Here is an 11,883-nt window from a genome sequence, read left to right on the forward strand (position 1 = left end):
TTACAGTATACTACAAAATAAGATGATTATGAAAAAATGATGAGAAAAAATAAAAAGCATTTACTAAAAAAGGTTTCACTAAAGGTCCCTTTTGTTCAGACAGCTTTTTAGGTATAATGGGTCTGAATGAAAAGAGGGATGAAAAATGGCAGCGAAAAAACGCTCGACCACAAGAAAGAAGCTACCTACTAAAAAACAACAAGCGCAACAACAAGCGCAAAAAGAAAAATTAGTATTGATTTTATCAGGTGTTTTATTTTTAGTGTTTGGTTTGATCAGTTTGGTCAAACTTGGATTTTTAGGAACTTTTTTAGCCAATATCTTGCGTTTGATCGGGGGAAATAGTTATCCCGTATTAAGTATTGTATTGATGCTTTATGGTGGTTTCTTGGCCGTGAAAAATACTCAAGCCCACTTGATTTGGACGCGGCGATTGACGGGGAGTCTCGTATTGTATAGTGCACTTGTCTTATTTTTACAAGCGCGCCTTTTTGGTTCGTTACAAGCAGGAAAGCCGAATATTTTACATACGACTTGGGAAACATTATTGATTGATCTGAAAACAAATCAGTTGTCCCAAAATGTTGGCGGTGGAATGGTCGGAGCGCTTATTTATCAAGGAACTTATTTTTTACTTTCGCAAGTGGGAAGTTATGTGATCAGTTTGTTATTGGCTTTGATCGGGATTTATCTGATCAGTCAATGGTCAACAGAAGAATTGTTGGAAAAGTTACATCATTTAAAAGAATTGTTCTCTAAAACGGTCGCAGTCGATCCAAAAATCAGACAACAAAAGGAAGCGAAAAAACAAGCAAGACGCCAAGCAAAAGAACAAGAATTAGCATTAAAAAAAGCCGAGATCATTGCAGAAATGGAAGCCGAAAAAGCACGTGTGCAGCCTGATTTAAAAAAGCACAAAACGTCTAGTTTGTCCGCTGCTGCTGAAGCGATCATTGAAAAAGAAGAGTTGACAGAAGATCCAATCGCAGTTGAAGTAGAACAACCAGCTTATGTTCCAATCAATGGATTCCAACAAGCTTCTTTATTTGAGACTACTCCATCTACAACAGAACCTTTAGTCGAAACAGAGGACTTGGTCGAGTTTGAGGATACGCAAGATTTAGAAGATGAAAGTTATGAATTGCCACCAGCAGAATTACTTGCTCCAGCTAAACCGACTGATCAAAGTGGGGAATACAAAAAAATCGAACAAAATATCGGAGTGTTAGAACAAACATTTAAGAGTTTTGGTGTCGATGCAAAAGTCGTAAAAGCGAGCTTAGGTCCATCCGTTACAAAATTTGAGATCCAACCGGCTGTAGGCGTTAAAGTTAGTAAGATCGTAAGTTTAACAGATGACATTGCCCTCGCTTTGGCTGCTAAAGATGTGCGAATGGAAGCACCGATTCCTGGGAAATCTTTGATCGGGATCGAAGTGCCTAATGAAGCAGTCAGCATGGTCTCATTTAGAGAAGTAGTCGAGGCACAACCTGCTCATGAAGATAAGCTTTTAGAGGTTCCACTAGGGCGTGATATTTCTGGTAAGGTCCAAACAGCTGATCTGACTAAGATGCCGCATTTACTAGTCGCTGGTTCAACAGGTAGTGGGAAGTCAGTAGCTATTAATGGAATTATTACGAGTATTTTGATGCAAGCAAAACCGCACCAAGTCAAACTGATGATGGTCGATCCTAAAATGGTTGAGTTGAACATGTATAATGGGATTCCTCATTTATTGACACCAGTGGTAACGAATCCTAGAAAAGCCGCGCAAGCTTTACAAAAAGTGGTCAAAGAAATGGAAGAGCGCTACGAAAAATTTGCGGCAACGGGTGTCAGAAACATCACAGGTTATAATGAAATGATCGAAATACACAATCAACAACATGAAGAAAAACAACCGATTTTACCTTTTATCGTTGTGATCGTCGATGAATTGGCAGATTTGATGATGGTTGCTAGTAATGAAGTAGAAGATGCAATCATTCGTTTGGCTCAGATGGCTCGAGCAGCTGGTATTCACATGATCTTAGCGACTCAACGTCCGAGTGTCGATGTCATCACTGGAATCATCAAAGCAAACGTTCCTTCACGAATTGCTTTTGCAGTCTCTAGTGGAACGGATTCGCGGACAATCATCGATTCAAATGGTGCAGAAAAATTATTAGGCCGCGGGGATATGTTGTATCTACCAATGGGAGAAAACAAGCCGATCCGTGTACAAGGTGCCTTTATTTCTGACCAAGATGTTGAAGCAGTTGTTGAATTTGTTACGGCACAACAAGGTGCAAATTACGAAGAAAAAATGATGGTGTCGGATGAAGAAACCGAAAGTGGCACATCCAGTGAGCCTCAAGATGAACTCTTTGAGCAAGCAAAGGAACTTGTAGTCGAGATGCAAACAGCCAGTGTATCACTATTGCAACGTCGTTTTCGCATTGGGTACAACCGTGCTGCACGTTTGGTCGATGAATTAGAAGCACATGGTATCGTAGGGCCATCTGAAGGCAGTAAACCACGTAAAGTCTTGATTGAAACGATCCCTACACCAAATGATCAATTATTTGAACCACCAACAGACTTTCCACCACGACGTGAAGAAGACACGAATCGATTTTAGGATCGGTTCGTTTTTTGTTAAATTTTGACATTCAGACTTGAGCTTGATCATTTTTTCACTTATAGTGAAGAAAAAAGAGAAAGAGGCGTCTTTATGCAACCGTCAATTTATGGACTTACAAAAACGGAGTTAACCAATTGGGTGATCGAGCAAGGAGAGAAAGCATACCGTGCAAATCAAGTTTGGGAGTGGTTGTACAGTAAACGTGTGACTTCATTTGAAGAGATGACGAATTTATCTAAATCATTTATGGCAATCTTAGCTCAAACATTTTGCATAAATCCATTAAACCAAGTTGTCGTCCAAGAATCTGCAGATGGTACGGTGAAATATTTATTTCAGTTACCTGACAAGCATATGATAGAAACGGTTTTGATGCGTCAAGAATATGGGCTATCTGTCTGTGTCACGACCCAAGTTGGATGTAATATTGGCTGTACGTTTTGTGCGAGTGGAATTTTAAAGAAGCAACGTGATTTAACAGCTGGAGAAATCGTTGCACAAATCATGATGGTCCAACATTATTTTGACCAACGCAACCAAGGAGAACGCGTTTCACATATCGTAGTGATGGGGATCGGGGAACCTTTTGACAACTATCGAAATTTGATCAATTTCTTAACGATCGTTAATGATGCCAAAGGGTTGGCTATCGGTGCACGCCATATTACGGTATCGACCAGTGGGTTAGTTCCACAAATCAAAGCATTTGCTAAAGAGCCGTTACAAATCAATTTAGCGATCTCGCTACATGCACCAAATAATGATGTTCGCAGTGCAATTATGAAGATCAATAACACCTTTCCTCTAGAAAGATTAATGGAAGCCGTCGATGAATACTTAGCAGCGACCAATCGACGAATCACATTTGAGTACATTATGCTCAGTGGGGTCAATGATCAAGTTGAACACGCAAAAGAGCTAGCGGCTTTATTGAAAGATAAAAGAAAGCTGACCTATGTCAATTTGATTCCGTATAATCCGGTCAGTGAACATGATCAATATTCTCGTAGTAGTAAACAAACCGTACTGGCTTTTTATGATACCCTGAAAAAGGCGGGAATTAATTGTGTGATTAGAAAAGAGCATGGAACGGATATCGATGCTGCTTGTGGACAATTACGAAGCAAACAAATCGCTAAAGAACGTCGTCGTCGTCGTGTAGCGAATACCAAAAAAGTCGAAGTATAACGAAAAATACGTAAATAAACGATAGAAAATTCATAATTTTGCCTAATTTTGTCACGAATTTAGCGAATTATGAATTTTTTTTTCATAATTTGGGGATTTACACTTGCTTTTTTAATAATTACTAATTAAAATCTAACTTAATTCAGATAATAGCAAGTATTCTGAAAAATCAGAAAAGATAGAGGAGAATTTTAGCGTATGAAAAAATCATTAGCTTATGGGTTTGTCGCTGTTTGTGGTTTAGCATTAGCTGGATGTACAACTGGCGGATCATCATCTGATTCAAGTAGTGCTTCAGATGATTCTAAAAAAGAAGTATTTAATTTAGTCGTTCAACAAGAGATGCCAAGTGCGGATATTTCACTTGCAACAGATACAATCAGTTTTACTGCGTTGAACAATGTTTACGAAGGGGTCTATCGTTTAGATAAAGACAATAAACCACAACCTGCTGGCGCTGCTGAGATGGCTGAAGTCAGTGAAGATGGATTAACGTATAAAATCAAATTACGTGACGATGCGAAATGGTCAAATGGTGATAAAGTAACGGCAGCGGATTATGTTTACAGCTGGCAACGTACAGTGAAACCAGAAACGGCTTCTGAGTATGCTTACTTATTCGAACCTGTTAAAAATGCTGCAGCGATCACAAAAGGTGAAATGGCTCCAGATCAATTAGGAATCAAAGCAGTAAGTGATACTGAATTAGAAATCACTTTAGAAAAAGCAACACCATACTTTGATTACTTATTAGCTTTCCCAACATTCTTCCCACAAAATCAAAAAGTGGTTGAAGAAATGGGTAAAGATTACGCACAAAAGAGCGATAAATCTGTTTATAATGGACCATTTACTTTAACAGACTTTGATGGACCAGGTACAGATACTGCTTGGAGTTATACAAAAAATGATGATTACTGGGATAAAGATAATGTGAAATTATCAAAAATCGATGTAAGTGTCGTAAAAGAATCGTCAACAGCTTTAAACTTATTTAAAGACGGCAAAGCAGATGATATCGTGTTAAGTGGTGAATTAGCGCAACAAATGGCAAATGATCCAGCTTACGTGGCAGAACCAGAAGCAACAACAAGTTACTTAGAAATGAATCAACGTAAAGAAGATTCACCTTTCCGTAACGAAAACTTACGTAAAGCAATCTCTTACTCAATCGACCGTAAAGCTTTAGTCGATTCTATCTTAGGTGATGGTTCGATCGCATCAACTGGTCTAGTACCAAAAGATTTAATGACAAGTCCAAATGGTGACGAAGACTTTGCCAAAGCTGCAGGTGATGAAGTAGCTTATGATCAAGCAAAAGCAAAAGAACATTGGGAAAAAGCGAAGAAAGAATTGAATATCGATTCATTGAAATTTGATATCTTGTCTTCAGATACAGATTCATCTAAAAAAATCACAGAGTACTTACAAAGTGCGATTCAAGAATCTTTAGATGGTGTGAGCGTAACACTTAGCCCAGTACCATTCTCGGTACGTCTAGATCGCTCAAGTGCGGGTGACTTTGATGTTGTAATGGGCGGATGGGGAGCTGACTACCTAGATGCAAGTAGTTTCTTAGATCTATTTGTTACAGGTAACTCTTACAACCGTGGTCAATGGAGCGATGCTTCATACGATAAAGCAATCGAAGCAGCTGCTACAACCGATGCCAATGATCCAGAAAAACGTTGGAATGATTTATTAGCCGGCGAAAAAATCATCATGGATCAACAAGGTGTCGTGCCATTGTATCAAAAAGCTGAAGCACACTTAGTGAATCCTGAAGTTAAAGGAATCGTTCACCACAGTGCGGGTGCGAAATACGATTACAAATGGACATATATCGAACAATAATCATACTCTTTTAGATTTGTCGATCTAGTCAGTTGGTTACTTACTAGATCGACATCTCTTGCTCTAGAGAGAGGTTTGCGTTTAGCGGAAAAAAAGGGGATGGGTTATATGAAAAAAAGTACAGTTGGTTTTTTAGTGTTATGTGGATTAGTTTTAGCAGGTTGTTCGACCGGCAATAGTGCTGACAGCAATCAAAAAACTGAAAAAGTGTTTAATGTTGCGGTTCAACAAGAAATGCCATCAGCAGATCTATCGGTAGCGACTGATACAATCAGTTTTACGGCGTTAAATAATGTGTACGAGGGAATCTATCGTTTGGATGCGGAGAATAAACCGCAACCAGCTGGAGCAAGTGAACTTGCAACAGTCAGTGGGGATGGATTAACCTATACGATCAAATTAAGAGACAATGCGAAATGGTCAAATGGTGATCCAGTAACAGCTGCGGATTATGTCTATGGTTGGCAACGTACGGTTGATCCAAATACGGCGTCTGAATATGCCTATTTATTTGAATCAGTTGCAAATGCTGCTGATATCGTAGCAGGAAAAAAAGCAGTTGATCAATTAGGGATCAAAGCAGTTGACGATCACACATTAGAAATCAAGTTAGCAAAAGCCACACCTTATTTCCAATATTTATTAGCATTTCCTTCTTTCTTCCCACAAAATCAAAAAGTGGTTGAAGCAAATGGAGATAAATATGCGACTGCAAGCGACAAATCTGTCTATAATGGACCATTTACCTTAACGGATTTTGATGGACCAGGAACAGATACGACTTGGAGTTATACGAAAAATGACGAGTATTGGGACAAGGACAATGTTGACTTAGATAAAATCAATGTTAGTGTCATCAAAGAATCGTCTACGGCTTTAAATCTATTCAAAGATGGCCAAGCAGATGATGTGATTTTATCAGGTGAACTTGCACAACAAATGGCAAACGATGAAGCTTTCGTTTCAGAAGAAGATGGTCGTACTTCTTATCTTGAGTACAATCAACGAAAAGAAGATTCACCATTTCGTAATGCAAATCTACGTCAAGCGATCTCATATGCTCTAGACCGCGATGCATTGATCAAAAATGTATTGGGTGATGGTTCGATCGCATCGACTGGATTGATTCCGAAAAATCTAACGTTTGGGCCAGATGGTACCGAATTTACAGAAGCTGCGGGTACGTTAGTTTCTTATGATCCTGAAAAAGCTAAAGAATATTGGACAAAAGCGAAGCAAGAATTGGGAATCGATTCATTAACGTTTGACATTATTGCATCTGATGATGATTCTACGAAAAAAGTAGTTGAATACATTCAAAATGCAGTCCAAGAACAACTTGATGGTGTGAAAGTGACCGTATCACCAGTACCTTTTGCTGTTCGTTTAGATCGTTCAAGTGCGGGTGATTTCGACGTTGTAATGGGTGGCTGGGGCGCAGATTACGCCGATGCAAGTAGCTTTACAGATTTGTTCGTGACTGGAAATTCATATAACCGTGGTCAGTGGAGTAATCCAGAATACGATCAGTTAGTGGAAGCTTCTGGTACGACAGATGTGGCTGATCCAGATAAACGTTGGCAAGATCTACTAGGGGCAGAAAAAGTGATTATGGAACAACAAGGAGTGACACCGGTATTCCAAAAAGCACAAGCACATCTACGTAATCCTGATTTCAAAGGAGTCGTAACACATAGCTCTGGAGCACAATATGATTATAAATGGGTAAAAGTTAGCGAATAAAAAATAAATGAGTGAAAAGCTAGAGCGAAATCGCTCTAGCTCGTCCTCATTTTTATAGGTTTGAGCAAGCCAGACTGATCAAGCTCAATAGTAATAAGATCACTGCTGGTTCTAACCAAAAACGATAACTTGATTTTCCGACATCAGATAATTTTAAATACTCATCATCGGCTTTTTTAAAGGCTTTTTTCATGGAGTATTGAAAAAAATCAAATGATCCAGAAGCAAATACCCATAATAACGCACCGATGATCAAAAAGAAAAGGGTAAACAAAAAAAGGACGTCAGATAAATGGGAAAAGGTAAGTTGGTTTTTGAAGACTAACCAAACAAGACTGACAAGAAGACAGCTGAGACTGATAACCCATGTACTCTTTCTAAGATGCATGTGAGACTCCTTTCTATACATAAATAATAAAATAACTTTACAAAATTATTGTTTATAAGTCAAAACACTTAGGAGGAACAAGAAGTGAATAGTTTTTTTAAATATATCCTAAAACGTGTCTTCTTTATGTTGATCACGCTATGGATCATTGCAACAATCACGTATTTCTTAATGAAATTATTACCAGGAACACCTTATACGAATGCTGAAAAATTAAGTGCGGAACAGATTGCCTTATTAAATAAACAAATGGGACTAGATAAACCAGTTATCGTCCAATACGGGATCTATTTATCTAATCTGTTGCATTTTGATTTTGGTGTATCTTTCCAATTTAAAAATCAACCAGTAGCAAACTTACTTAGCGCACGTATCGGACCATCTTTACAATTAGGGTTACAAGCGATCATCGTCGGAACACTTGGCGGGATCTTACTAGGTTCGATCTCTGCGATGCGTCAAAATACATGGATCGATACAACAGCTACTTTAGTGGCGATCTTAGGCCGCTCAATCCCTAACTTTGTATTTGCAGTATTGTTACAATATGTTTTTGCGATGAAACTACACATTTTACCGATTGCGAAATGGGATTCATTTGCCTACACGATCTTACCAACGATCGCATTAGCTATGTCACCATTAGCCGATTCGGCACGCTTCATTCGAACGGAAATGGTTGAGGTTTTGCATAGCGATTATGTTGAATTAGCACGTGCTAAAGGATTGAGTCGTTGGGAAATCGTCTTCCGTCATGGTTTGCGGAATAGTTTGATCCCACTTTTAACTTTATTAGGACCTTTGGCAGTAGGCTTGATGACAGGTTCACTTGTTGTTGAGAACATCTTTGCGATCCCTGGTATCGGGGAACAATTCGTAAAATCGATCACAACAAATGACTATCCAACCATCATGGCTGTGACGATTTTATATTCTGCAATGTTGATTTTTGTTATTTTAATCGTAGATATTTTATATGGTATCGTTGATCCACGTATTCGTGTATCAGAAGGGAGTCGTGGGTAATGGAAAACTCAAATCATTTATCACCAAAAGAAATCGAAGCAATCCCAGTTTCAGCTTTTGAACCATTAAAAAAAGAAACAAGCGATAAACGCGAAGAAATCGCAATGCCTTCTTTGACATTTATGCAAGATTCTTGGCGTCGTTTGAAAAAAAATAAAGCAGCTGTCTTTTCGATTATTTTCTTATCGATCATTATTTTGATCTCTGTTGTAACGATTGTTGCGACGCCACACGATCCAACTGCACAAAATGTGAAATATACGAACTTACCACCAAAGATTCCAGGAATCAATATCAATGGGTTAAACGGTTATGCTGAAGTCGGTGGAAAATTAGTCAATAAATACGAGCAAGCAGGAGTACCTAAAGATACTTATTTCTATCTTGGAACAGATAGCTTAGGTCGTGATTTACTAAGTCGTTTATTCATGGGAACACGTATCTCATTATTGATCGCCTTTATTGCGGCGAGTTTAGATATTATTTTCGGGGTCACATACGGTCTGATTTCAGGACTGTTTGGTGGTCGTGTCGATAATATCATGCAACGTATTTTAGAGATCTTATCAGGGATTCCGAACTTAGTTGTGATGATCTTGATGTTAGTTGTATTAGAACCAGGGATTCCGTCAATCATTGCTGCTATGGCCGTAACCAACTGGATTCCTATGGCCCGAATTGTCAGGGCGCAGACCATGAAATTAAAAGATCAAGAATTTGTCTTGGCTGCGACGACCTTAGGTGAAACCAAATCAAAAATCGCTTTTAAACATATTTTGCCAAATATCTCAAGCGTGATTATTATTCAAATGATGTTTAGTATTCCGTCAGCGATCTTCTTTGAAGCTTTCTTAAGCTTTATTGGGTTGGGCTTACGTCCACCAGCAGCTTCACTAGGAACATTGCTAAGTGATGGATACAAAACATTCCTATTCTTACCATATCAATTATGGATTCCGGCCGTAACGCTTTCAGCAATCATGATTGGCTTTAACTTATTAGCTGATGGCTTGCGTGACGCGTTTGATCCGAAGATGAAAGAGTGATAGCATGAAAAAAATATTAGAAGTAAAAGACTTAGAAATTTCTTTTGATACCTATGCTGGAAAAGTCCAAGCGATTCGTAACGTAAGTTTTGATTTGCATGAAGGTGAAACACTTGCGATCGTAGGAGAGTCTGGAAGTGGGAAATCAGTTACGACTCGTAGTATTATGGGACTTTTAGCTGGAAATGCGAATATTGAGAACGGTCAAATCTTATTTAATGGTTCAGATATCGTCATGAAAAGTGAAAAAGAACTACAAAAAATGCGCGGTAAAGAAATTGCAATGATCTTCCAAGATCCAATGACATCACTAGATCCAACGATGCCAATTGGAAAACAAGTTGCTGAATCATTAATGAAACACACAAAAGTATCTAAAAAAGATGCTATGGCACAAGCTCTTGAACTATTAAATCTAGTGGGGATCCCAAATGCGGAAAAACGCTTAAAGAACTATCCTCACCAATTTTCAGGTGGACAACGACAACGGATCGTCATCGCGGTCGCGTTGATCTGTTATCCACAAGTCTTGATCGCAGATGAGCCTACAACCGCTCTAGATGTGACGATCCAAGCACAAATTTTAGAATTGTTAAAAGATATCCAAAAGAAAATCAATTCATCGATTATCTTTATTACCCATGACCTTGGAGTAGTAGCCAACGTTGCGGATCGTGTAGCTGTGATGTATGCTGGGAAAATCATTGAGATTGGAACAGCGCGTGAGATCTTTTATAATCCACAACATCCTTATACATGGGGCTTACTTGGTTCAATGCCAACTCTTGAAAATAATGGGGAACGTTTATACGCGATCCCAGGTTCACCACCGGACTTATTGCAACCACCAGTAGGAGATGCATTCTATCCACGTAATGAGTTTGCGATGCAAATCGATGCGGAACAACAACCGCCGTTTTTCGATGTATCGCCAACGCATAAAGCAGCTACTTGGTTACTTGCACCACAAGCGCCAAAAGTGACACCACCAGAAGAAATCCAAATTCGTTGGAAAAAATTCCGCGAACATGCATTTGAAGATTAAGAGGAGGAAAGGTAAGTGAAAAAAGTTTTATTAGATGTACAAGGCCTAAAACAATACTTTAATGTTGGCCGTAAAGACGAAGTAAAAGCCGTCGATGATATTACCTTTCACATTTATGAAGGTGAAACCTTTGGACTAGTAGGGGAATCTGGTAGTGGAAAATCGACTACTGGTCGTAGTGTAATCCGATTGAATGAACCTACAGACGGTCAAATTTTATTCAACGGCGATGACGTGATGAAGATCAAAGGGAAAAAAGATTTAGCAAAATTCCGTCGTGAAGTGCAAATGATCTTTCAAGATCCATATGCCTCTTTAAATCCACGAATGAAGGTTCGTGATATTATCGCTGAAGGAATCGATGTAAATGGTCTTGCGAAAAATCCACAAGAACGGAATCAACGTGTCGATGATCTCTTACGTACCGTTGGATTAAATCCGTCGCATGGAACACGTTATCCGCATGAATTCTCAGGTGGACAACGTCAACGTATCGGGATCGCTCGAGCGTTAGCGGTAGATCCTAAATTTATTATCTGTGATGAACCGATCTCAGCACTCGATGTATCGATCCAAGCACAAGTGGTCAATCTATTGCAAGATCTTCAAGCTGAGCATAATTTGACGTATCTCTTTATTGCCCATGACTTGTCGATGGTCAAACATATCAGTGATCGTATTGGCGTGATGCACTTAGGAAAATTATTAGAAGTGGGATCAAGCGATGAAGTGTATAACTATGGAGTCCATCCTTATACGGAAAGTTTACTTTCAGCGATTCCATTACCAGATCCAGAAATCGAACGCAAACGTAAACGTATCAAATACGCAAGTACTTTAGATCCAAATAAACCACGACGGATGCAAGAAATCGCAGATGGTCATTTTGTTTATGCAGCCGATGACGAAGTTGCAATGTATCAAGAAAAATTAGCCGCGAAGAAAGCTGCAGCAAAAGCCTAATCTTGCA

The 11,883-nt window shown here is 39.0% G+C and carries 9 protein-coding genes; 8 read left to right on the forward strand and 1 reads right to left on the reverse strand.

Annotated elements, in window-relative coordinates:
- Nucleotides 1–145 precede the first annotated feature (145 nt).
- The 4 genes from ACWOEC_RS08245 to ACWOEC_RS08260 all read left to right on the forward strand — a co-directional run bounded on the left by ACWOEC_RS08245 (nt 146) and on the right by ACWOEC_RS08260 (nt 7,408).
- Nucleotides 146–2,620 carry a DNA translocase FtsK gene (locus ACWOEC_RS08245; RefSeq protein ID WP_455307320.1) on the forward strand — a complete coding sequence of 825 codons (2,475 nt, stop codon included), beginning with the start codon at nt 146–148 and terminating at the stop codon, nt 2,618–2,620.
- Nucleotides 2,621–2,713: 93 nt separating this feature from the next.
- The gene (gene rlmN / locus ACWOEC_RS08250) at nt 2,714–3,811 is read left to right on the forward strand and encodes a 23S rRNA (adenine(2503)-C(2))-methyltransferase RlmN (RefSeq protein WP_455307322.1); all 1,098 of its coding nucleotides are present in this window, start codon (nt 2,714–2,716) and stop codon (nt 3,809–3,811) included.
- Between the two features lie 198 nt (nt 3,812–4,009).
- Nucleotides 4,010–5,665, forward strand: a complete 1,656-nt coding sequence (locus ACWOEC_RS08255) for a peptide ABC transporter substrate-binding protein (protein ID WP_455307324.1) — start codon at nt 4,010–4,012, stop codon at nt 5,663–5,665.
- A gap of 108 nt (nt 5,666–5,773) precedes the next feature.
- Complete coding sequence (locus tag ACWOEC_RS08260) at nt 5,774–7,408, forward strand: peptide ABC transporter substrate-binding protein (RefSeq protein ID WP_455307326.1); 1,635 nt, start codon at nt 5,774–5,776, stop codon at nt 7,406–7,408.
- 52 nt (nt 7,409–7,460) lie between these two features.
- On the opposite strand, the gene ACWOEC_RS08265 is transcribed toward ACWOEC_RS08260, so the two are convergent.
- Nucleotides 7,461–7,796, reverse strand: a complete 336-nt coding sequence (locus tag ACWOEC_RS08265; protein WP_297079760.1) for a DUF3899 domain-containing protein — start codon at nt 7,794–7,796, stop codon at nt 7,461–7,463.
- 84 nt (nt 7,797–7,880) lie between these two features.
- On the opposite strand from ACWOEC_RS08265, the gene opp3b reads away from it, so the two are divergent.
- The 4 genes from opp3b to ACWOEC_RS08285 are packed head-to-tail and all read left to right on the forward strand — an operon-like array spanning nt 7,881 to nt 11,876.
- On the forward strand, nt 7,881–8,822 hold the full coding sequence (gene opp3b, locus ACWOEC_RS08270; protein WP_297079761.1) for an oligopeptide ABC transporter permease: 942 nt from the start codon (nt 7,881–7,883) through the stop codon (nt 8,820–8,822).
- A complete protein-coding gene (opp3C, locus tag ACWOEC_RS08275) occupies nt 8,822–9,868 on the forward strand; it encodes an oligopeptide ABC transporter permease (protein WP_455307329.1) in 1,047 nt (348 codons plus the stop codon). The genes opp3b and opp3C overlap by 1 nt, the downstream gene beginning before the upstream one ends.
- Nucleotides 9,869–9,872: 4 nt before the next feature.
- Nucleotides 9,873–10,913, forward strand: coding sequence for an ABC transporter ATP-binding protein (locus ACWOEC_RS08280; protein ID WP_297079764.1), 1,041 nt, complete (start codon nt 9,873–9,875; stop codon nt 10,911–10,913).
- A gap of 15 nt (nt 10,914–10,928) precedes the next feature.
- Nucleotides 10,929–11,876, forward strand: coding sequence for an ABC transporter ATP-binding protein (locus tag ACWOEC_RS08285; RefSeq protein ID WP_297079766.1), 948 nt, complete (start codon nt 10,929–10,931; stop codon nt 11,874–11,876).
- The last annotated feature ends 7 nt before the right edge of the window (nt 11,877–11,883 follow it).

The organism is Enterococcus bulliens, assembly GCF_053761865.1.

Coding starts and splice junctions, on each gene's coding strand:
- opp3C (WP_455307329.1), top strand. CDS start 8,822: ATGGAAAACTCAAATCATTTATCACCAAAAGAAATCGAAGCAATCCCA.
- ACWOEC_RS08245 (WP_455307320.1), top strand. CDS start 146: ATGGCAGCGAAAAAACGCTCGACCACAAGAAAGAAGCTACCTACTAAA.
- ACWOEC_RS08255 (WP_455307324.1), top strand. CDS start 4,010: ATGAAAAAATCATTAGCTTATGGGTTTGTCGCTGTTTGTGGTTTAGCA.
- ACWOEC_RS08265 (WP_297079760.1), bottom strand. CDS start 7,796: ATGCATCTTAGAAAGAGTACATGGGTTATCAGTCTCAGCTGTCTTCTT.
- ACWOEC_RS08280 (WP_297079764.1), top strand. CDS start 9,873: ATGAAAAAAATATTAGAAGTAAAAGACTTAGAAATTTCTTTTGATACC.
- rlmN (WP_455307322.1), top strand. CDS start 2,714: ATGCAACCGTCAATTTATGGACTTACAAAAACGGAGTTAACCAATTGG.
- ACWOEC_RS08260 (WP_455307326.1), top strand. CDS start 5,774: ATGAAAAAAAGTACAGTTGGTTTTTTAGTGTTATGTGGATTAGTTTTA.